Origin of the sequence: Aliamphritea ceti (genome assembly GCF_024347215.1) — a bacterium.
Classification (GTDB): domain Bacteria; phylum Pseudomonadota; class Gammaproteobacteria; order Pseudomonadales; family Balneatricaceae; genus Amphritea; species Amphritea ceti.
Genome location: NZ_AP025282.1, coordinates 758,247 through 780,752, shown reverse-complemented (window position 1 = coordinate 780,752; position 22,506 = coordinate 758,247). Strand labels below are relative to the sequence as shown.

Annotated in this window: 14 protein-coding genes; 2 read left to right on the top strand and 12 right to left on the bottom strand. The window is 44.7% G+C overall.

The window, feature by feature from the left end:
• Nucleotides 1-46: 46 nt before the first annotated feature.
• The 12 genes from OCU49_RS03535 to OCU49_RS03480 all read right to left on the bottom strand — a co-directional run bounded on the left by OCU49_RS03535 (nt 47) and on the right by OCU49_RS03480 (nt 20,652).
• A complete protein-coding gene (locus OCU49_RS03535; RefSeq protein ID WP_261843647.1) occupies nt 47-2,698 on the bottom strand; it encodes a TrlF family AAA-like ATPase in 2,652 nt (883 codons plus the stop codon).
• Between the two features lie 43 nt (nt 2,699-2,741).
• Nucleotides 2,742-4,817, bottom strand: coding sequence for a protease Lon-related BREX system protein BrxL (brxL, locus tag OCU49_RS03530; protein ID WP_000205527.1), 2,076 nt, complete (start codon nt 4,815-4,817; stop codon nt 2,742-2,744).
• A 16-nt stretch (nt 4,818-4,833) separates the two neighbouring features.
• Nucleotides 4,834-7,491, bottom strand: a complete 2,658-nt coding sequence (pglZ, locus tag OCU49_RS03525; protein WP_261843646.1) for a BREX-1 system phosphatase PglZ type A — start codon at nt 7,489-7,491, stop codon at nt 4,834-4,836.
• On the bottom strand, nt 7,491-11,096 hold the full coding sequence (gene pglX, locus OCU49_RS03520) for a BREX-1 system adenine-specific DNA-methyltransferase PglX (protein ID WP_261843645.1): 3,606 nt from the start codon (nt 11,094-11,096) through the stop codon (nt 7,491-7,493). Before pglX ends, pglZ begins: the two co-directional genes overlap by 1 nt.
• Before the next feature lie 15 nt (nt 11,097-11,111).
• Entirely contained in the window at nt 11,112-12,875 is a 1,764-nt protein-coding gene (locus OCU49_RS03515) for a DUF262 domain-containing protein (RefSeq protein WP_261843644.1), read from the bottom strand.
• Nucleotides 12,876-12,891: 16 nt separating this feature from the next.
• Entirely contained in the window at nt 12,892-16,569 is a 3,678-nt protein-coding gene (gene brxC, locus OCU49_RS03510; RefSeq protein ID WP_261843643.1) for a BREX system P-loop protein BrxC, read from the bottom strand.
• 18 nt (nt 16,570-16,587) lie between these two features.
• Entirely contained in the window at nt 16,588-17,172 is a 585-nt protein-coding gene (locus OCU49_RS03505) for a DUF1788 domain-containing protein (RefSeq protein WP_261843642.1), read from the bottom strand.
• Nucleotides 17,169-17,768 carry a DUF1819 family protein gene (locus OCU49_RS03500; RefSeq protein ID WP_096087096.1) on the bottom strand — a complete coding sequence of 200 codons (600 nt, stop codon included), beginning with the start codon at nt 17,766-17,768 and terminating at the stop codon, nt 17,169-17,171. The genes OCU49_RS03505 and OCU49_RS03500 overlap by 4 nt, the downstream gene beginning before the upstream one ends.
• Nucleotides 17,769-17,777: 9 nt before the next feature.
• Nucleotides 17,778-18,665 carry a WYL domain-containing protein gene (locus OCU49_RS03495; protein WP_001153780.1) on the bottom strand — a complete coding sequence of 296 codons (888 nt, stop codon included), beginning with the start codon at nt 18,663-18,665 and terminating at the stop codon, nt 17,778-17,780.
• A 107-nt stretch (nt 18,666-18,772) separates the two neighbouring features.
• Nucleotides 18,773-19,087 (bottom strand): hypothetical protein, encoded by a 315-nt coding sequence (locus OCU49_RS03490; RefSeq protein ID WP_125891680.1) that lies wholly within the window; start codon nt 19,085-19,087, stop codon nt 18,773-18,775.
• Nucleotides 19,088-19,160: 73 nt separating this feature from the next.
• Nucleotides 19,161-20,069: a 3'-5' exonuclease gene (locus tag OCU49_RS03485; protein WP_261843641.1), complete on the bottom strand. Its 909-nt coding sequence runs from the start codon at nt 20,067-20,069 to the stop codon at nt 19,161-19,163.
• A gap of 382 nt (nt 20,070-20,451) precedes the next feature.
• Entirely contained in the window at nt 20,452-20,652 is a 201-nt protein-coding gene (locus tag OCU49_RS03480) for a hypothetical protein (protein WP_261843640.1), read from the bottom strand.
• Nucleotides 20,653-20,707: 55 nt separating this feature from the next.
• Between OCU49_RS03480 and umuD the strand changes: the two genes are divergently transcribed.
• Together umuD and umuC are read left to right on the top strand one after the other, a co-directional pair.
• Entirely contained in the window at nt 20,708-21,157 is a 450-nt protein-coding gene (umuD, locus tag OCU49_RS03475) for a translesion error-prone DNA polymerase V autoproteolytic subunit (protein ID WP_261843639.1), read from the top strand.
• A 7-nt stretch (nt 21,158-21,164) separates the two neighbouring features.
• Nucleotides 21,165-22,433: a translesion error-prone DNA polymerase V subunit UmuC gene (umuC, locus tag OCU49_RS03470; protein WP_272885318.1), complete on the top strand. Its 1,269-nt coding sequence runs from the start codon at nt 21,165-21,167 to the stop codon at nt 22,431-22,433.
• The last annotated feature ends 73 nt before the right edge of the window (nt 22,434-22,506 follow it).

Below are 22,506 nucleotides of genomic sequence, written 5' to 3'. Positions count from 1 at the left end.
AAGGGTGCGGAGCCTGATTCTTAGTGATTAATACCAAGATAGTGCTTTACACGAATCCATATTTCTCACGACGCTGATTGAATGCACTTTTCCCGCCCTCTAATATATCTGCGGCTAAAGCCTGAACATTGGGAACATCGATCGCACCTTGTTGTTCTGGAAGAATTAGCCCTTTATTATCTTCTACGCTCAAAACGCCAATCCATTCAGCATCACCGAAAACCGGAATATTGGCATTATGTGTTGCAAATAGAAACTGACGACTCAGTTTAGCCCTACGTAGTTCTGCGACTATCCTCTCAGCTATAAATGCGTTATCCAAATTATCTTCAGGTTGATCAAGGATTAATGGGTCTTGATTATCCAACAGCAATAAGTGCAAAACAGCAGTACACTGCTGTCCCGTCGATAATTCATCAATTGACCTAAATACAGCTTCTCGTTCTCCATGAGTCACATTTAACTCAATCGCCATGGTATCCGGTAACTGCAATTCTTCCATTTCCATTATTTTTACTTCTGGAAGACGAATTAAAGCTGAAACAACAGTTCCTGATATGCCAAACTTTCGTCCTAGCTCCGACTCTCCTTGACGGATAGTCGAGGCTAAACTGCTTGGAGAGAAGTTACCTTCTAATACCCAGGCGAGACGTTTAGGCCCAACCCCCTCTAAATTGCACTCAGTCAGAAAATTCACAAGTTCTTGGCGGCCACCTTCTGGCTGTAGTGTAAGCCGTACCTTCTGCTCCAGTTTTCTTGTTAACCTTTTAACAGATTTAGTAATACTACTCGCACGCGCACTTGTGTGTTGTTCTAACTCCAGAAGCAGCTTCTTTCGCGAGTTGTACAATTCGTCAATTTGTGTCTGGCGATCTTGCAAGGTGGTTTGTTTAGGGCGTATCTGCTCAATTTGTTTTAACAGAGTCTGATATTCAGCACCAATTTGTCGGCCAGTTTTACCCTGGCTTGCAGGTATATCCTTAAAAGCCAACTCAAGTTTTTGCTCTTCAAGTTGCTGCTTTTCTGATAAAGATTGCTTGACCGGTAACAACTGTTGATTTGCATTTAAAGTTAGCTGTTCTAACTGTACTAATGTCTGTTGAACGCCCGTTTTCAGGGCATTCAAAACTTCACGCTGCTGCTTCAAGAGCTCAGCATGAGGTAAGCCATCAAAATTGGTATCACTTAAATACAAAGTATCTGGCAAACTGTTTTTGAGCGCATCGATAGCCAGCTGGACGCTTGCAACATCCTTACCAATCTGATCATTCAACTGTTTTTCTTTTTCAAGTTTAGGAATAAGCTCCAGCTTTTCATCTATACCTAATGCTTGATACTGTTTTGCCTGATCCAATAACTTAGGTAAGCGCTCGACCTCTGCTTCAATGTCATCTTTCTGACCTAGGACTCGCTCGATGGATTCTCGATTATCTTTTAACTTTGCTAAAACGTCAGCGATATCTGCATCAAACTTTTCATGTTCGCCCTCAAGAAAACGTTCGATGAGCTGATTACGACTTTGTTCATCTCGTGTCATTTCATAGATTTCGTTTTGCCCGTAAAGCTCTATACCAGGCAAAAGATCCGTCGGAAGATAGGGGGATATATTTCCTTGGGAGTCAACCACTACCGGATCACTACCGTGTTTTCGGCTTACTTTGAATCTGCGACCGTGCATAACTGATGAACGCAACGTAATTTCAACTAAACCTCGTTCTTTCCCAAGGTTAGTATCAATGACACTTTTGTGCTGTTTGATTGCGTTAGGTGTTTTAGGTTCTAATCCGAAAGCATAGCGAATACATTCCAACAAGGTTGACTTACCAGTTCCACGACCACCAATCACAGCATTGAGATGGTCCGATAGTTCAATATCGACGCTATCCAGATAGCCACCAACAAATCGAATACGCTCAATTGCCGAAGCATAGCTTTCTGGCTTATCTGAGTTCAAACGAACCCTCGAACCTGCATCTAAAAAGGCTTGCTTAAAGGAAGCAAAGCAAGGGTTGGTCATTTTAATCAAACAAGAAGCACCCGATGCTTTGATATCCTCTGGTTTTGCAACGTCTGAGGAGTTAATAGCAGCCATTTCGCGCTCGCGCTTATAGTTAGGATCTTTGTTGAGGAAGACCTTACGGTAGAAATCATTCTCTATTCCTTTAAGATCTTCAATCGACTTGTCGCCTGGTATCTGAGCTGCCATCAACCCTTCATGTTTCCATACATGGTTCATCTTTCGACTGAGCACACCATCATCATTTATGCAGTGTGCTGCAAAGATAAATCCACCTATCTCATTCACTTTATCAATCAGCTGAATTGCTGTGAGGTTGGTCGGCAAAATACCATCCTCTGGATCAAGTAAATCTAGACGCCCCAAAATCCGTTCAAGTTCTTGCGAAGTTCTGTTTTCATCAAACAGACAAACAAAGTGAATTTTCTCACTTGACGCAATTTCAAAGCCGGGGAAAACAACAATCCCATTCTCAACAAAAAGATTGCGGATTTTATCAACACCATCTACTGAACCATGATCAGCTAATCCAATGACCTCTATGCCCGCTTCCAGTGATGCCGCAAGCAGATTTTGGTTATATTCATCTTCCGTGATGGTCTGCTGTTGCCCACGATATTTTATGTATCCTGCCGGATTTACCTGCAATGCACATTTAAAGAAACGAGCTTTGGTAAACATACCTGTAATTACTCCATAAAATGGCGCGTCAAAGGACACCTAATCAATTAACCCCAAGCGCCTTAAACACAGCATCGACGGGGTCTGCATAAAAGCTGATCTGGAATTTTGAGAACAACTCAGCAGGAACCGTTGGAATATCTGAGGCTGAGGCCATTGGGAGCAAAATACGCTTTGCGCCACTGTCCATAGCTAACTGAAGACTGCCTGCAAGATCTTGAACAGGGTTGACGACACCACCTAAAGTCATCTCACCCAAAACAACCATCTGCTCTTGAATCGGTCGGTTCATCAGAATTGAACAGAACGCAATTAATGCAGCGAGCGATGACTTTGTACTTGGCCCCGTATTGTGGAGCTCAACAACATGGAGGTGATACTCATGATCAGAAAACTTCGCCGACGCACTGATTCTATTCAGGTTACCTTTGAAATAATCAAACCCAACACGCACAGCTTCTTTCGCTGCGGTATTCGAACCAAGCCCAGACACTGAGTGTTTACCAGAACCAGCCATCATCTGGGTTTCATAGCGATATAACCCAAGCTGCCCAGTGCTTCCCTGAGTAACCAAGTGCACAACACCAGCGCGAGGTAAGCCCTCAGGAATTAGCTTGCTGCCACCTTGTTCCGGTACATTGACGAAGAATTCTTCTAATGACTCGTTATCGATGTAGCTAAAGTGCACATCAAAAAATTCCATTCCGCCAAGCTTTTTCAATTGCTCTTTGACTCTACGTCTAGTTTCCAGCGCATAGGTCAGGCAGGCTCTTACATCATCTTTTGTGTACTGTGCGTCGGGGTGTAATAGCTTTAACAAGCCCGAAACAGTTCTCCGCACAGCAATCACATCACGCTGATTAAGGTTATTACCGAGTTTGAAAAACTTATCGATAGCATCCGCAAAACTTCTTTTGCGCATTTCACGCATGTATTCAGCAAGATAGTCTGTGATTAATCCGTAACTATTGGTGAAAAACTCAGGACGCATCTTCGGTATTTCCCATCCAGGAATATAGGAATGGAAACGGTCAAAAAAAGCAGTGTCAATCATGGCATCAGGAAAAGGTGCCAACAGATGACTGGTCTTCACCAGTGTCTCAACGCTTTGATTGATGTTACCGACGAATACCATGGAAGCCTTCGCTTCGATTGAATCACGACCACGGGCAAAAGACCCTGACGCCATATAATCTTTCATTATTTGGACGCCGTCTTTGTCTTTAAAGTTAATACCTGCTACTTCATCAAATGCGACAACATCCCACATTCCGACCAACCCAACTTGGCGCGAGCTCATGTTATAGAACAAGTTCGCCACAGTTGTTTGTCCGCCCGAGACAAGCAATGAGTTTGGTGAGCACTCCTTGTAGACATGGCTTTTACCTGTCCCTCTTGGTCCGAGCTCACACACGTTGTAGTTGTTTTCAACGAATGGGATCATGCGAGTGATAAGATGCCATTTCACCCGATGCTCTAAGTTGGTTGGCTCCATACCCACGGAACGAAGCAACACATCCATCCACTGATCGGTACTAAAATGTCTTCTGGTTGAAAACACCTCATCCATGTTCATGGACGGCATTTGTATCGGTTTTAAACTCATAATGGAGAAAGGTGATGTCTTCTGACCTTCCTCAAAGAAATACTGGACGGTAATAATGCACCAGATACCGCCAGTTAATAATTTTTCGTTGTCTTGTACAATTTTGGTCGGTACAAGGGCATCCTTGATCCCCAGGTTCGACAACGCAGCTTCATAGACGTCTTTTTTCTGATTGAGCTTAACGCTTACTTTGTCGATGATTTTAAACGTGCCGCGTTCACGAATCAGTGACTTCACTTTCTCCGCTTCATCTGGTCGAACATAGTTCTCAGCCAAGATTTTTTTCACATTATCAAGGCCTTGCATTACGACTTCGTCGTCATCGGACGCACAATACATGCCTAGTAAATACTCAAGCACATAGACAGGGACGTTAGCGCCTTCTTTCAATTGCTTTGTCAGATCTTTTCGAACGACACGGCCTTTAAAATATTGATTGAGCAATGCGTCTAAGTCGGCGCTTTGCATCTGATTTTTTTCGTCTTTATGATCTTGTGAAAAATCAGTTGTCATGTCTCACCCCAGCGCCTTAGAAAAAATCATCTTGGAATGCCAAATCAATGGTTACCGCGTATTGGCTATAGCGCGTTCTCATTTCCGCATTCTCAAGAACTAATGTGTATTGAGCGTTCCTGTCGAACTGAGAGCCAATAAGCTTTAACCTAGCTTCGCGAGTACGCTCATCCATAACTTTACTCACGCTATCAAAGTTAATCGTTTCACGACTGGATACTTCATTACCTTGTGCATCGACGATATAGACATCCAACAACCGTGCGACAAAACGCTCGCCTACAGGGTCTGTCTGAATAAATCTGACCTTGTCGATATTGTTTACTAATTTGATGGGCTGAGTGGCTGCTACAACACCTACCGGTTGTTTCTCATGTTTTGCTGCTTGTTCTTTTTGCAGCTCGCGCACATGCAGTACCGGTACGCAGACTTCCTGTAGCATCGCTCCGCCGTGCACAAACTTGGCACCACCAACGAAGTGGAAGCGTTGAGCCGCTTTTGGAAGCAGGAACTCGGTATCACTAGAGCCATGAGCGGTATCGTTAATTGAGCCTTTCCAACAGGCTTCATCTGAAGGCAAGTTATTACCAACGATATAACGTTTCTTGGCTTCTATCGCGCCAGCAGGTTTGGTTTTCAACGAGGTTTTATCAGCCGCTACAAGTGCTTTTTGTTGGAAGAGGAAGCCATGGTCAGCGGTGATCACAACTCGGCTGCCGTTTAGACGGTTGATGACCCTGCCAACAAGGTCTTTTAGCTCTTCAATGGCACTACGACAGGCTTCAAACGTTTTCTCTTCAGTTGCTGCCTTATCACCAATCGCATCAATGGTATCGTGATAGATATAAACTACTTCTACGTCTCGAACCTTGTCACGCCCCTCCTGATTACTCCAGCTCATCAGTTCCTTAGAACTCACTGCCATACCACCTACTTTTTGTAGGATGGCGTTGCGGTTGTCTAGACCCTGTGAAGAAATACCATCCACATAAACAGCCGTGCCTTGCTCTGGCTGGTAACTGAGCGCCTTATGAGGCAATAATGCTGCCATCCCAAGTTGGGTATAACTCGGCAAAACGCCCAACTGCGTAGACACCTCAGCCTTAAATCGCTTCTCGTTGTTAATGATAGCGCCAAGCTCATTCGCAATTTCAAAACGCAGGGCATCAGAGATGATCACAAACACTCGTTTTGTCTGTTTCAGACTCAGTCGTGTGCGAACTTCTTTTTCATAAAAGTCATACTGGTGCGGTACGCCAGAAATCTGCCACTTTTCAAGTAATTTTTGATTGGCCAAGTGACGATCCCATGCAAGGCCAAGCTCATATAAGTACCAGTTGGTATAAATGCTTTCGACTTCGTCGTCGAGCTGACGCAGTATATCTGCACCTTTACTCAATACAGAGTGCACATGCTCATTGAACAAACGGTAAGCCTGGTCAAAACGATAAATGTCTGTGGTATAGGCGTCGTACATTGCTTTCGCGTTATCAAAGTGGAACCCGTCCACATAGCGATTTCGCAAGTGCATTAACTCTTCAGCGTTGCGGATAGCTTCATAAATTGCGAAGTATTCTTTACGTGACAATGTCCAGTGGCTAGCAAGACGTCTTGATAAGACCGTATCAAACTGAACCCGGTCTAGCGCTTTACTGCTATCGAGCAAATCACGAACTAAACCACGGATTATGGCCTGTTCCACAGCTTCGAACGTTTCGCATTCGATAAGCTCAACCGGATGGTACTGGCCTGCACGAGTCGAAATTTCCAACTGTTGGCTAAGCACCTTAGAGATGCTTTCGTAGTAAGCGGCGAAAGAGCGGCTGTCGCGCCAGCTCACCATAAACGCCAAGGCTGTCGCTCGGCCTGATGCGCTTTTTAGAACATTGTTAAGCAACCAATCGCGTTCAACACCTTCAATTTGGCTCCAGAATTCAGTACAGAATAATTTCAACACGAAGTCTGAGAAGGTTGGCTCTTCGACTGTATAGCCAAAACTCTCACTCAGATATGCCCAGAGTGAGGTCTCAAGTTCAAACTTACTTAGTTGGCTCCATAAAGGTTGACCAAGGCTTTCATCTTCGATATAAGCCGCATATTCGCGTAGTAACCCAAGCAAAATGTCCGACAAAGACGCAGAATCAGCTTTTACAACCACTGCCATCATCTTCCTGTCTAACGACAGTTCGTCTTCGTTCTCAGTCACCCACTTCTTTAAACCGGCTATGCGCTGTTTATTAGCAAAAAAGCTTTGGCGCTTACGAATGTGCGTGCGAAGCGCCATTTTCGGGATACCTAATTCATTAAGCAGCATTGAGCTGTGATCAGCAAAAAACTGCTCGCTATACAAACGCACGTCTAGCAACCAATCACGATCAGGCTCTGGCTCAGCGCTTGGAAAATAGATAAGGAATTTAGCTTCACGCTCATCTACTTCAATGCGTTTTTTCACTGCCAATACAGACTCATTGCCCATATTGAGGATGGTCAAATCATTTGGCAGTACCCTAGCAGTTATATCTGCCGCTTTATCACCTGATTCTTTTGTAAGCGATAAAGAATTAGCTAAATGCTCAAGCTCTTCAGTAAAGCTTTGCTCTGGGTCGTACCAAAACACAATGCGGCTTTGTTCGAGCTTGGCAGCGACACCTTGTGCCAGTTCGCTAATCTGCATTAGTTAACCTCCGGGGCCGAACCGGTAATGGCCTTAACATCAGCCAACAGATCACCAAACTTGCCGTAATTCACTTTCACGCCATCATCCAGATCCAGTGAAATACGCATATCGGCGTAGTGTTTTAGCTTGTCATCAAACTCGCGTAGTTCGACCTGTTTCTTGATTAAGGCATCCAACTCTTTCTTGAAGCGGTTCGCTTCACTGGTCGAGTCTGCCGTTTCAATCTGCTTCTCAAGTTGCTCTGCATAAGCATCGTATTTGCCGAGTAACGGGGTGACATACTCGGTACGCATACGCGAAAGCGTGCCCTCGTTGTACCTATGTAAGTAAACCAAACACTCGAAAGCCTTCTGCTTACCAGAACTAAACAGCCAATAAATAGGGCGTTTTTTGTAAGTCTTCAGGTGATCTTTATAGAACTGAGTCGATAAATAACGGCGAATCGTCTCCAGCGCTGATTCAGATTTCTTCGGTTTAATGGCATTTAGGCATAGTGATTCGGCAACGAAATCCAAGTTTTCTTGCAGATGATCATCACCCCAAACGACTTGAACAAACTCACGGAAACGATTGGTTGCGTCGTCCTTGAACCAGTATTGGTCAGTAATTGGGACAATTCCATCTTCATCAACAGCTATTGCACCGTAGTCCTCAGGTGATATTTTGACATATGTAACAGAAGAGGCTGATATTATTCCTTTTTTGACCAATGAATAGCGCCCCATAACGCATCCAATGTAATAACTAACCAAGTCTGCAAATGTATTTGAACGAAATTTCTCAGCATTCAAAATCGAATCTGAACTAAATAGCGTAATATCTTGAAAATCTCGGGTTCTATTTGTGACTTTTCCTTCAACAATATTTTCATAGAGTCGGTCGTTTTCCTTCTCTAACGAAAGCATACTTTCCGTTGTTTGTTTACTCTTCTCGAACCACTTGCGATAGTTAGCTTCCAATAGCTCATCCCGATAGGTTATCAATGGACTTGCTTCAAAATCCCATGAAACCTCTAAACTGTCCCAATCAGCTTTGGCTATATTTATTGCTTGTTGAGTAATTGAAGCAGCCTCCGGCATAAGAATTGCCGGAAGCGATTTAATTACACCAGTAGTAAGGTTTATAGTGTCCCCTTGCAACTCTAAAAGATACTCAAACAAACTACTTTGGAGCATAGATTGTGCACTTAGTAAATCTTGGGTATTGCCAAATAAAGATGGAGCAGCATCATTAAATGCATACTCTTCATCACGAAATCGGAATGAGGGTGTAGCTGTTCCTACTTTATTCCACGATACAGCTTCTTTAAAAAAGAACTGTGTATTTTGTGGTCGAGACTTTAAACTACCATCAGCGTTTCTGTAGTTTTTAATTTCGTATCCGTCATTCTCCCAGTTCATAACGAAGTCAGCATTCCCATACCATCTACGAGATGTCCCCGCCTTATCTGTTTTAACCCACTTACCCTTATTTTCTCGTCTGCTGATCTTATCGTAATCGACTTCCCAAAAGCGTCTTAAGAATCTATCATCGTTTCGAGTCCCCAAGCCTTCTCTTACTTCAAAGACATCAGAAATTGATTTATCTTTAAATAGATTCAATATGTTCTTTGGAACCCAATATGTAACAGGACTGCCTTTAATTATGCTAAAATCCGACTGACTCAAGTGTGAATAATGGCACTCCCTATTAATAAGTTTTTCTTTTTTGACTTCTTCAGAACCAAAATTCAATCTAAAATAATCGCCCTTATATACTGGAATCGAGTAGTTACCGATAACCCATGCACACGTTTGTACTACTTCACCTGAGATCTGTGAAAAAGCTCTAGCACCAAGATGACAAAGATCAAATATAGTTTTCGAGTCAAACATTGTCTCCCGCATCGTCTCGAAGCTTGATAGAAACATCCAAGATTGCATGTTTATTTGTGCGTTTAGTCCGTACTTTGATAGAAGGTTAAAAGCACGCTCCATAAATATCGCAAACAAATCAGATTTACTATTTGGATAGTATTTCCTTGCAAAATCTTTAAGATCTGCATTCATGCCTTTACCGCCCATATAGGGAGGATTCGCAATAACAGCATCGTAACGAATTGATAAAACCAAAGCCTGATGAACAATTTCAATCAATTGCTTCGCCGCAGGCTTTTGCATTGAGTCACCTGACTCTTGAAGCTCTACAAGAGTGTTCAGTAGCTCTTTTAATTGCTCATGCTCATCGCTTGGAACATCAATCAAAGAACCAAAGGTTTTGGCCTGAGTGAATCTTGCCAACGTTCGCTTCAGCAGTTGGTAGCGGTTGTCTGCATTGAACGAGCTTAAATCTTGATCATCATCTGAGAACAAGCCTTGTGATGTGCCGCTTTGCCAACTTCCCGATAGATTGAGTGCTTTCCATAAGGTCGGCAGGTCAAGATGGTTACTTTCCTGCAATGACAGTACATTAAGTCGCACGTTACGGGTAAAAATACGCTTATCGTCATCTCTAGCCATCATCATCAGCGCAAAGCCAGATAGCTGCGCTGCACGATCATCTATGTCCAAGCCGTAGAGGTTGTTCTCCAGAATCATCTTTGGAATGTCACGAGAGCGGAAACCACGCTCTTCGTAGATGGCTTTTAACACGTTATAGGCTTCAATCAATATGTGGCCCGAACCACAAGCAGGGTCAAGTACTTTGATGGTTTCAGGTTCAATAGATTCTGGCGTAATAGCCTTTAGCTGTTGGTTAACTTCGTCAGATTGTTCAGCAGGCTCAATGTAGTATTCCATCTGCGTTTTAATGGCAGAGTCTGGGTAGGTTTGCAGCCATTGACGACCGACTGAGTTTTGTACCAGGTACTTCACAATCCAGTTGGGTGTAAATAGCTGGGTGGCGGCAGGGATGTCTTCACTCTTGACCACCTTGCCCATTACCTGGTCTTTCTTTTCAGAAATGTAGAACTGGTAAAGCCAGCCAATAACTTCTACCTGTTGCCAGTCCTCTTCAGGGATGCCATCTACCAATCCACGCAGAATTGAGTCTGTACGCGTTAGGTTATCTGGTAGCAGAAGCTCAGTTTCATCGTCCAATGCGTCAAATAAGAATGGCATCGCTTCATGTAGCTTGTGGCACTGGCCCAACAGCAGTTCACGATACAGCTCTTCGTCTTTGTTGCCCGCAAGCTTGAGTTCAACAATGCGAGATCTATCTAATCCGAGTTCATCCGCAGCGTCTTGGGCATGGTCGATAATTTCAAAGCTTTTAGGGTTGTCTGGGTGCGACAAAACACGAAAACCGTGGCCTAGATAGTCATGGATTTCCATATAGCGAATAGCACACAGACGGTTGAACCAGGTATAAGCTACTTGTTCGATAAGTTGTGCATATCCAAGTTTCTGGCTTCTGGCCACTATGCGTTTTCTAGGCTCAGCCAGTTTTCCGTCAAAACTGTTACCGGCGATTTGAAGCACAGAACCTTGTAGTTTCGCTTCTGCAATTTGTAGCTCGCCTTTTTTATTCGCGGTAATACCAAAGGTGTTTAATCGTTTAGCTACCGCATCCATAAATTCGCGGCGCGCTTTTGGTGCGTATTTTTTAATGTTGTTCGTATTCATATGATCTTGCGCCTCTTATTCTGTCTCTACGCTGCTTGCGGGTTGTAATGCAGTTCTAATGCGGGCAAGCAGTGTTTCCTGACGCTCGCGGTAAAAGTCCATAAACTGGTTTAGTTGTTCAGGTAATGATGTTATGGCTTGCGATTGCAGATGTGCTTGTCTTGCATTCACATCAGGCCACTGCTGCGCATACCATTCATGGGGCATTTTTTGCCGCTTCTGATTATTGATAGTCCCTTCCAACAGCTGAAGGTTTGGCAGCTTGTTAGATGCTTCGATGAGCTCATCTAGCTGTTCAGCTGGGACACCAACTTTTGCAAGCTTGTTACGCGTAAACAAACCTTTGGGGTAAATGTGGTCCACATGAAAGTGTCGTGAAAAATCGAATCCTGGGAACAACAAAGTCAACAAGGCAAAGGTACGCGGATTACCATAATCCAACTGGGCTAGTTCACTAATTTCCTCTGGGTCAAAGCGCAACGATTTTCCACGCTGCTGCATGGTCGCTTCAATTTTCGCTAGCGGGAAACCTGTATCACCCGATTGTTTGATGTCTGAGCGAAGCATAGTAAGCAGGGTATCCAAACCACTTCCCCAGATGCCTGACGCTTTCAACAGGGACCTAATGAGCCAGTTTCTGATACATTCTCTATCGACCGCATATTCAACCCTAGAAAGGTAGCTTGCCGTTAACTTTCGGTGGTGCAGGTAATACGCCAACGGGAGGATGGCACTTGTTGCTCTGAGGTTTTGTGCATTAAAACCAAAACTTGCCAGCAACTGCATTGAGAGCAATAACGCATCACGAATTGGCGTCCAGTTCTTTTCCAGAATCGCCATGTTTTCCTTGTTAAAGTTCTCAACCTTAAAGCCCACGCTACCGATGTCAGAGAGCATTAAGCCTGCTTTTAAGACGAGATCTTTTGATACGTTGAATCCATCACCAACACGGTTCATCTCATCCACTAATGCATGAATTTCTTCACGGGCATCTAACGAGCTCCACTGGGCTACTGCTATTGAAAGTAGTAAGTCTGAGTAGGACAAGGTAGTACCACCGCTATTCATGCGGATAAATATATTCAGAACACGTTCTAGGCTCTGATCACTTTCTTCGTAAAACGAAATCTTGTCTTTGTCATGGATGGTTCGATACAAGTGACGAAGAGTTGAGCGAGCCTCTTTGCGTTGCTCCGAACTCAACCTAGCATCATCAGCAACTTCATCGATAAGTGCATCTTCTTCCTCTTCCATGATCCGGCCTACACGGAACCAGTATTGTTCAGAAGCATCCAGAGAAGCTTTATCGTCGGTAAGGAACTCAAAGTCATACATCGACCCAGTTTCTAAGTCGGGCTGCCTTAACAGATTTAAGTGAAGCCTGCGCACAGGGAAGGCGTCATCATTACTCCACCATTTACCTGTCAGCTTCCACGCAAATGAGCCGCGTAGGCCGATATTCAAAGCAGTAATCCGCTGCTGTCCATCTAGGACGGCGATGAACTCGCGCTCCGGTAACTGAGTGACATTTTCACAATGGTAGTTATCTCGCTCATGGTAATGCTGCATGAACTGATAAAACTGATAGCTATCCCGGTTCTCTGGTTTTATCTTCCAGAATAGAAAGGTCCCAAACGGGTAACCTTGCAACAGGCTATCAAATAGACGACAGATTTGTTCTGGTCGCCATACAAACTCTCGCTGGATGGCCGGTAACAGGTATTCCTGCTCAGCAACCTTGTCGAGTAATGATCTTATTGTTCCACCCGCTTGATACATAGCTATCCGTCGCCTCTTACTTAATTCTTACTCGGTCGCCAGCTTTGACCGCAGCAATCAGCTGCTCTCTTAAAGCGGCAAGATAGGCATCAACTTCGGCTTCACTTTCAATGAATCCGGTTGTTACTGACTTTGCCATGGCATCGGTTGGGTTAATCGTTACGGTACGTTTTGCAACCGGCTGTGGCTGCACTGGTTCAGGGGCTGGCTCAGGTGCTGGAGCTGCCTTACCGGCTTTCGCTGCTTCCTCTTCGCGTTTCTTCTGTTCGAGTTCACGACGTCTTTGCTCAGCTTCAGCTTTTTTGCGTTGATCTTCGATAAAGCCATTCAGCAACTCATAGGCTTCGTCCTCGTAACCTTCCGCTTCAGTTTGCTCACTGATAATTTGTGGTATTGAAGAGGTTGCTTCAATGCGCTGTCTGCACATTTGTAACGGGCGCAGTGCTTGGTTCTGTAGTTCAGACGGTGCATGAGCGTCAGCTAGCGCTTCTTTTACACGTCCGATGCGCAGATCAACACGCTCTAAGGCATGAGTGCGTTTTTCTTCAACCAATGTTGAGTTAACTTTTGCCACCTGCTCGATAAGCGGATTAATGTGGCGCAGCTGCTCATACGGTGAGGACATATTGTAAATGCGTTCTAATTCAGTGAGCGCTTTTAATGCTTCACTGTCTTTTTCTAACGCAGGTCTATTGGCCTTAAACTTCTCGTTCAATGCGCCCGCAAGGGCTTGCCAAGTTTGAAATTGGCTATTGTAGAAGTCATCAAGATCCTCAAAGTCCTCAGCAAACTCTTCAAGGGCATCAGCGTCTTCTAAGAATCGGGCGATAAGGGCGAAGCTTGAAGTTTGCTCAAGAATACCCGCGACCAATGCAAGACCATCGTCAATTTGAGATTTACCTGGGAAATGGCCTGTCTGTGACTTGGTTCTGAATGATTTAAGCTCTTCATTCCAAGCCAGTAATTCATCGCGCACTAACTCGTAGAGCTCCTTTTCACCAGAGCCGGTAAAGGTTTTTGAAAAGATCTCTTTAACAAGACCAGCAGCCTTTTTAATTTGACGCTCGTCATGTTGCCTGATCTTATGTACACGAATCTCGCCGCGTTTACGCACACTGGTAAACGGTTCGTAAGCTTTTTTCAACGCCAGATCTGTGCCTTGGGTACTAAAAGATACCTTTCCAGCCAAGCCCAGCCTTGCAGTGAGCAATAAGATTTCATTGTCTGGCCAGCCATACGGGCGCTTGCCGAAGCGGGCAACGATGTCACGTAAGTAAACAGGCTCATTACGCTCGACTTTTAGCGTTACGTACTGCTCAACCTCACGCGTAGCTTCTGGGTTACATTCATCCGCTTGAAGATCCAGTCCAATCTGAGCAATATCATCAGCAACAAGAACGGCCTGTAGCTCACGCAAAACTTCACCAGGCGTTGCCTTGAGCATATTCAATTTAGCGAAGGTGTTTTCGATAACGTATTTGTATGCTTCTTCGACGATGGCACTTGGCGTTGCTGATTTCTTCGGTAGTTTTGTGCCGATAGCGTAAACATCAGCCTCTGCAAACAAAGCTTCAAAATCCGTTCTTAAGCGTTTTTCACGCTCAATATTTTCCATCTGCTTTTCGCGGAGAAGGTGTTCTTGCTCTGGTCGCTGTCCTGAATTTTGTTTTAAGAATCGGTCAGTTTTTATAAAGGTTGTCAGGTCATCCCAAAGACGCTTATGTTCGCCCAGCTTGACGAGCACGCACCCATCAGCCTCAAGCGTAAGATTGATGCACGCTTGATCGTGGGAGTAATTTTCAAAGTGCGAATCCAAAGGTGAAATGACTTTAATGACTAGGTCTTCCAGCGTGGTGCCATCTTTTGGATGACCATTGCAAAAACGGCTCACCGCAAAGTCTTGCTTATTAATCGGGTATCGATAGGCACGATTACCTTTCAAAATACCGTCAAATACGATTGCTGAAAGCTTGTTAGAGACCTCTGACATTTCAACGTCAGTGTGGCGGATCTCGTTTTCGATCTCTTTTTCTTCGTTGGTCAGGAAGATAAACTCATCACCATTACGCGCAATCAGCAATTGGCGCTCAAGACGATTCAAGCTCTCTTCAATTTGTTTACGCAGCGCAATTTTATCTGCATCGATTCGATCAATTGACAGCGTCACAAGGTTGTCTAGTGTGCTTTTGACAACGTCCACATAACGGATCAAGAAAAGAGTTTTTAGAATCTTGCCATCGAATTCTGTTAAGGAATCCAACTCACAGGCTTGGTCAATCGTTCGCTTAACCGCTGGCTCCAAAAAGCTTTCAATCGGTGCGTAGAAACTGTAAAACGGGATTAACACATCAAGGCCAGAGTCCTTCATCTGTTTTGCAGCTGATTGGAAAGCATCAAGTAATGAACGCTCACCCATGGCTAAGTGCTTACCCGTCGCGCCTTTTGTTCGAATTGACTCAAACACTTTTTGAACCAGCGTGTAGTGATAAGGCACAAACGGATAGTTGTCCACGAAAGACGGAGCGTCGGTGTAACCCTTTAGAGACGCGGTTGTCGTTTTATCAAATGTCAGCTGGTTACGAAGAATATCGCCCTTTTCAGCAAAGACATCGATGAGATGTGTACGAGCTTCTTCCGTTTTGGACAACAAACGCTTTTGAATAACTTCCGAGGTATTCGAGCTCGACAGCTGTAAGCGGGTACTAAAACGCCCTTGAATTTTAGAGAAGTCCTCGCCATCGCGCTTATCCATACCACCAATGGCAGCATCAATGTCTGCCTGCGAGGTAACAACGACCCAAGCTCTGCCACCACAATATGTGCCAAGATCTTCAGTAATGGTCTGAAGCTTCAACATCATTTGTGTGTTCTTACCGATAAACTGACCGACTTCATCGACTAAGAAAAGAAGGTTACGATCCCCAGTTCGATCTAAGTATTCATTAACCCACTTACAGAAGTTTCGGATATCTAGCGGGAAATTGTTTTCAACCTGATCAACCCACGCTTTGGCAGACTCTAATGATTGCTCACTGGCATGAGCGAGTGCTTCTGAAAGTTCGTCTCGATAGAAGTCATAGGCGTCACGCTCCTTTTCCCAAGTTGATTGGGTCAACTCAGCAAATTTGTCCTTGAAAGACATGTATTGATTACGCTTATCAAGCTCGCGTTCTAAGTGCGCAATATGAGGAAAATCAGCGCAGTATCCTACACGCTCATTAAAGACTTTGAGGAAGACCTTAAGAATGGCATTTTCTCGGTCATCCGTATTGGCTCGTGAATCGATGTTAAAAAGAATAACGTCTGTATCTTTTGTAACAGCGTTTTGGATATCGGCCAACAGCATGGCATCGTTGATTTTATCTTTAAAAAACTCAAATGCTTGGCGGCCTTGTCCATCCTTTTCGACAGATTTATTTTCGAGGAGGTAAGACAAAATTTTCAGGAAGTGAGACTTACCCGAACCAAAGAAGCCAGAGATCCACACACCAATTTTACCTGACATTGATGCGCCGCTTTGCGTCACAGATGGGACGTAAGCCTCAAAAAATGCACGAAAGTGTCTATCTAACTCTCGGGTAACAACATACTCATCAAGTTCGACATACACACTGTCATTGTCTTTCTGTTCCGCTTTAACAACGCCGTTAATATCACGCGTCAACTTCTTGGAAAAAATCTGTTCAATTTTCATTCGGGAGGCTCCCTGCTCTTAATTTTTTTTACCGTCTTCAGGCACAAGCTTGAAGGCGCGATAGTAGTTTTTAGATTCGATCATGCCGAAAGGATGCAAATCCCTTCCGCTATATTCACCCGGATAGAAAAGCACTAATGGCGTGCTACCCATAACGTCTTGCAGAGCACTAAGTAACTCATGTCCTCGGACAAGAGGCCACGCACTGCCTAAGCCTGACAGCAACACAAACTCAAGTTCTGATGGCTTATATTTGTCCGCGATATACCTTGCCACTTTCTCTTGGCTCAGAGGCCCGGCTAGTGTTTTTCGAAGGCCATCAACACCGACTTGCAATTCACGCTGGCAAGCTCGGTCGAAAAGGCCTCGCTCCTCAAGCATATCTATCAAGACTTCAAAAATATTGAGATGGACAAAGCGGTAACCACGCTTGTTGAGTTTTTCGTCAACGTGCTTAAGGTGCTCTCGTACAAGCAGTTCATACTTGGCTGGATAGTCAAATACCCAAAATCCAATTTCATTGCCCAAGCCATCGTTTTTCAAAAACTTAGGGCTTTCAACTCGTTCCAGTATCAGATCAAGCCTGGTCTGAAGAGCCTTCATATTGTGCACTCCATTACCTCAATCAAATCTTCCCGGCCCAGACGAACTAACCAGTCTTTAACTTCTGGCATTAGGTAAACAGGTTGTATTTTCTTTGTCCTGCTATCACTCAGGTAGCCACTATCAACCAGTGCCTTAATTGCGTTGTTACCCATTTTTTTGACAGTTGAGTCAGAAAAACCGCCAAGCTCGGCATATGCCCGCACTCTCGTGTCATAAAACTCAGACCATGCATCAGCGGTTAAAGAGGGTTTATAGGTACGACGAGCCTCGGCTAAGGTAAGTCGCATAAAATCAGCGACAACCGGAGAATGAATGAGTAATGACATCATCAGCATTTGGACATATGCGCGTTCACTCGCGGCTAAAAGATCAGTCATAAACTCATCACCCAGGCCTTCAATACGCCAACGGATTGTTCTGGCATAACGAATAGCCGTCTGACCGGATTTTTTCTGAAGAACATTTTGCTCAACGATCAGCGACTTCCACTCATCTTCTGGAAGTTTTTTCAGTAGCGATTCTGCGATTATTCTAGATTCAGTTATCAATAAACTGCCTCCGATAAGATCGCCTAAATATTCTTTTATATTCATAAATTCATCTCACGATTCGCTATATCCAGGAGCTAGTGCAGCATTGTCAACGCCGTATAGTGCTTCTGGATTTTTAAGTGCTAAATGGAACTCTCGCCCATTGCTCTTACTATTCTTTGAACAATCGATATTCCATAATCGCAGTAAATATCCAGCGAACGCAGCTCTTATCTCTACACGCAACCTATTGTTTTCCATTGCGTAGTCCATCGATACAGCTTCTGGATGTGCTAGTTTTGGATGAGGTATCAGCTCTAGTTCAACGATTCGGTTCCATTGTTTATCCCACTGAAGAGTCTCAACTTCGTCGTTAACCTCATCCTCTAATAACTCAACTTCACTTATTCTGGTTAAAACAAAATCCCTAAATTCTCTATGCTTTCTATCGAATGCTCGGACATGCCATCTCAAGCCATTGTCAATCAAGGTATGAGGAACTATTTGCCTGCTCCCATGACCACTCGACAATGAGGTGTACTCAATATTAATCACAGCGCGTTTATGTATGGCTTCACTAATAGCCGCTACCACTTCCAATTTCGGCTTATTGAGATGAAATGGTGCTTCACAAGCCATAGGTGGCCTGACCTTGCCAAGAAAGCCATCACCAAACCCTTGGCTTATCGTCGCAAGAGTTCGAACAACGTCATAATCAAACAACGGCTGGAATGCGCTCGTCTTCAAGTGCACTCTGCGCTTTTCGTCATACATAACGTTGTTAGGAGCCAACTCTTTGTACCGCGCAAAATCTTGTGTTGCCACAGACGGCGCTACGCTAAAGCGCTCGGTTAAATAACTACGCCCAGCTTCACCTTTAAATAACAAAGTGAAATCAATATGAGCGAGTCGTTCTCTCTGTGCTTGGCTAAGCTCTTCAAGTCCAGTGTTGTCTTGCACTGTCAGCCTCTCAATCCATCTGGGACAAGCCCTAATCATTTAAAACTAGGAAGCCATCGATTGAATGCCATCAAGCAACCTACTTTTTTTCATTAGGTCTCATAGTATCAACAAGTCGTCTTGTTGGCTATAAAAATTGGCTTGACATTGTTCGAATGTTTCTTTTCTGGCCTTGATAGAAGCTCACGCTGGAATGCCAACTGACGGAATTCATTCTCTCGAACACGCCTAGCAACTTCTGCCTGGGCTGGTAGCAATGGCAGCATCCCTTCAGCAATCGCGTCTGGAGCAGACTCTTGGCCACAGGACATCAAGTGCTTCCATGGATCTTTAAGAAAGCGCTCGAACGTGATGCCAAATTCAATGATGCGGGCAGAGACGAAGATTTCGCCCCAGTATTCAATGTAGGTGTCTTGGTACATGGAAAGATTCCTCTTATTGGTTAAACCATGAGTTCACTTTCCATTTTCCAGAGGTTTTCAAATATGCAAGGGGCTATGACAAAGCTTTAAATCGATTGCGGGCATCTTTGTAGTCATAGTGGGCATGTTCTGAGCCACGATGATACAAATCATCCAGGTAAGTTTGTTCCTGCGGCAACTCGTCTTCGCTGATTTCGCGCCACCAATGTTTGTTGGCACCTTTAACACCGTCATGCCAGCGGTAACCACGCTCTTTTAAATAGTCCTTTACGTCAAACGGCGCACCAAACGCACGAACTAACACAGTTCGCCTGTCTGCTTCAGACAACAAGTTTGCAACGGACTCGGGCAACAAATGAAACAACCAGGCCATCGCCAAACAATCGGTTGCAGCTCGGTGTCCTTCATAGAACCAACCTAAGCGAAGCAGCAGGTACTCAAGCTTTCGACTTTCAAAACCCAGCGCCTTCCAATCTATTCCACTGGCTGAACAGGCCCAAGATAGATGTCCTAATGCAGCAAACCGCTTTTCAAAGAAAGGACGATCAAACTGTGCATTGTGTGCAACCACCAGCGGATCATCGGATAACCAACTCGCTACCAGTGCATCATCAATGCGCTGGCCTTGCACCATATCATCGGTGATACCGGTTAACTCGGTGATCAGCTCGGGGATTGGTTTGCCGGGATCTTCATACAAGCTGACCACATCAACAATCGACACAATCCGCTTAGCCGAGGGGCTGTAAAGCACCTTAACCATACCAAGCTCAATAATGGACTCATCATCGGCAGACAGTCCAGTTGTCTCTGTATCGAGCAGCACCATTGGCTGTTCATCACCGACCATAGCAGAAAGTTCAAGTGGCCAGGACTGCGGTTCACGCGTTAATGGAATGCGCTCCAGCAATCTAAAATCTTCTGGTCTTTCTGGGATATCCGCGAGGCGCTCTAGCGGAAATGGCGCAGGGGCTCTTGTCATTGATGGTTCCTCTTCAATTCTATTGTTCGCTTTGAGTTATTTCACTGTGCCACAGGTTGTACAAAATGCACCTTGGATACCTCAGCGTTTTTTTAATCTTTCTACTGGGTGACCCATGTATGAAGGCTTTGGTTAATCCTTTCAGAAAGTCTTAGCTAAACCGTTTAGGTAACCCTTACCGATACCCTTTAGGTATGGTTTAGCCAACTCCTTTTCAAACGGTTGCAAAAGGCTTGAACTGAGTTCGACTGAGCATTTTTATGGTGCTCCTGACTTCGCTTTAAGCCAGTAAATTCAATACGAAGCAGAATTTTACTAACTGTTTTGAAACCCTTTGCGAAGGGTTCAACAAGCCTTGTCTGACGGTTACTCGACCCATGCGTTAACCAGTAGCAGTAACAGGATCAGTAACAGAAACAAGAGCAGTAGGCAGAAGCAGTATTGTCCAAGCCTTGCAGGCTTTGACGAGGGCGAGCAAACCCACATCTAGTTTTTCAACACAAAAAAAGAAATCACCCATGACACAGCGTCTTACTCGAACAACCACTGCTTTACCTACAATTTTACTTGTAGAAATCAGCATAGCATTAGATACTGTATAAACAAACAGTGTTAATTATGATTTTTCGAGGTTCGTCATGAGTGTCTCGCTGATAGGCCGTAGCGGCGCACTTGCCTTCATCAAAGCCAAGCGCCTTCGTATTCCATTGTTCATGGAACGTGTTTCTGCTGGTTTTCCCTCACCAGCGCAGGATTATGTTGAGCAAACGCTCGACCTCAACGAGCTGTGCATCAAGCGACCGGCTGCAACGTTCTTTGTGCGTGTTGAAGGTGATTCAATGATTGATGCCGGGATTCACCCAGATGATATTTTGGTGGTTGATCGCTCTGTCCAAGCAGAACACAGTGACATTGTCATCGCTGGTATCCATGGTGAACTCACGGTAAAGGAGCTTCAACTCAGGCCGTACGTCAAGCTGATCCCAAGAAACCAAGCGTATGAGCCCATCCATATTCCTGAAGGGACAGAGTTAGAGATATTTGGCGTAGTTACCAATGTGGTGAGAAACATGCGCCGTAAGTCGTGACTATCCCATGCCTGTGTTTGCTTTGGTGGACTGCAACAACTTTTACGCCAGTTGTGAGAAGCTGTTTCGTCCTGATTTAAAATATACGCCGGTTGTGGTGCTGTCCAATAACGACGGCTGCGTGGTTGCACGGTCACGTGAAGCTAAGTTACTCGGTATTAAAATGGGCGTACCCGTCTTTCAGATCAAATCTGAAATGCAGCGCCATGGCATTTTGGCATTCTCGTCTAACTATGCGCTGTATGCGGATTTAAGCAGTCGAGTGATGCGCACTTTGGAGGAGATGGCACCACGAGTAGAGGTTTACTCCATTGACGAAGCGTTTTTGGACTTAACCGGTATTGAGTCTGCCATATCTCTTGTCGAGTTCGGACAACAAGTGCGAGAGCGCATAGGCCACTGGATTGGGATCACCGTCTGTGTAGGCATTGCACCGACAAAAACACTCGCCAAACTGGCAAACCATGCCGCCAAAAAGTATCCAGCCACTCAGGGCGTTGTAGACCTGACCAATCCAGATCGGCAACGTCGATTGCTCGCATTAGTCCCGGTTGATGATGTTTGGGGCGTTGGTAGACGGCTTTCTAAGCGTTTAAATGCGTTGGGTGTCACCACAGCCTTAGACCTAGCCAATGCCTCTCCTAGAGCCATCAGAGACCAGTTTTCGGTGGTTTTAGAAAGAACCGTCAGAGAGCTCAATGGTGAGTCGTGCATTGAACTTGAAGAGATCCCGCCAACTAAGAAGCAAATCATCTGTAGCCGTTCATTTGGCGCAAAAGTAACGCAATTTGAATTGTTACGTGAGGCCGTATGTGAATACGCAACCCGCGCCACTGAGAAGCTACGCAAAGAACAGCAGCAAGCCAAAGTGATGACCGTGTTTATACGTACCAGCCCCTTTAAGGACAACGAGCCGCAATACAGCAACTCCGCATCGGGCGAGTTGTTGATACCCAGTTGCGACACGCGGGATTTTATCGAGCTGGCCAGTCACTTACTCAAGCGGATATGGAAGGATGGTTTTCGTTATGCCAAAGCGGGCGTCATGCTGTCTGACTTTTACGATCCAGGCATGTTTCAACCAGGACTATTCGATGACGTATCGACCCGCTCTAATAGCCAACAGTTAATGTCTGTATTGGACACCATTAACCAAAGCGGTGCCGGAAAGGTTTTCTTTGCAGGACAAGGACTCAAGAAAGATTGGTCGATGAAGCGAGAGCATTTATCTCCCGCTTATACAACACGCTGGGACCAGTTACCGCGAGTGAAGTAATGAAATAAATGTAAATTAACCACACAGCTAGACATAGAAAGGAGCTTTACTAAAAGTTTATAGGCACAAAGAA

Bases quoted from the DNA above. Each gene is read 5' to 3' on its own strand.
- OCU49_RS03535 (WP_261843647.1), bottom strand. From the start codon at position 2,698: ATGTTTACCAAAGCTCGTTTCTTTAAATGTGCATTGCAGGTAAATCCG.
- brxL (WP_000205527.1), bottom strand. From the start codon at position 4,817: ATGACAACTGATTTTTCACAAGATCATAAAGACGAAAAAAATCAGATG.
- pglZ (WP_261843646.1), bottom strand. From the start codon at position 7,491: ATGCAGATTAGCGAACTGGCACAAGGTGTCGCTGCCAAGCTCGAACAA.
- pglX (WP_261843645.1), bottom strand. From the start codon at position 11,096: ATGAATACGAACAACATTAAAAAATACGCACCAAAAGCGCGCCGCGAA.
- OCU49_RS03515 (WP_261843644.1), bottom strand. From the start codon at position 12,875: ATGTATCAAGCGGGTGGAACAATAAGATCATTACTCGACAAGGTTGCT.
- brxC (WP_261843643.1), bottom strand. From the start codon at position 16,569: ATGAAAATTGAACAGATTTTTTCCAAGAAGTTGACGCGTGATATTAAC.
- OCU49_RS03505 (WP_261843642.1), bottom strand. From the start codon at position 17,172: ATGAAGGCTCTTCAGACCAGGCTTGATCTGATACTGGAACGAGTTGAA.
- OCU49_RS03500 (WP_096087096.1), bottom strand. From the start codon at position 17,768: ATGAATATAAAAGAATATTTAGGCGATCTTATCGGAGGCAGTTTATTG.
- OCU49_RS03490 (WP_125891680.1), bottom strand. From the start codon at position 19,087: ATGTACCAAGACACCTACATTGAATACTGGGGCGAAATCTTCGTCTCT.
- OCU49_RS03485 (WP_261843641.1), bottom strand. From the start codon at position 20,069: ATGACAAGAGCCCCTGCGCCATTTCCGCTAGAGCGCCTCGCGGATATC.
- OCU49_RS03480 (WP_261843640.1), bottom strand. From the start codon at position 20,652: ATGCTGATTTCTACAAGTAAAATTGTAGGTAAAGCAGTGGTTGTTCGA.
- umuD (WP_261843639.1), top strand. From the start codon at position 20,708: ATGAGTGTCTCGCTGATAGGCCGTAGCGGCGCACTTGCCTTCATCAAA.
- umuC (WP_272885318.1), top strand. From the start codon at position 21,165: ATGCCTGTGTTTGCTTTGGTGGACTGCAACAACTTTTACGCCAGTTGT.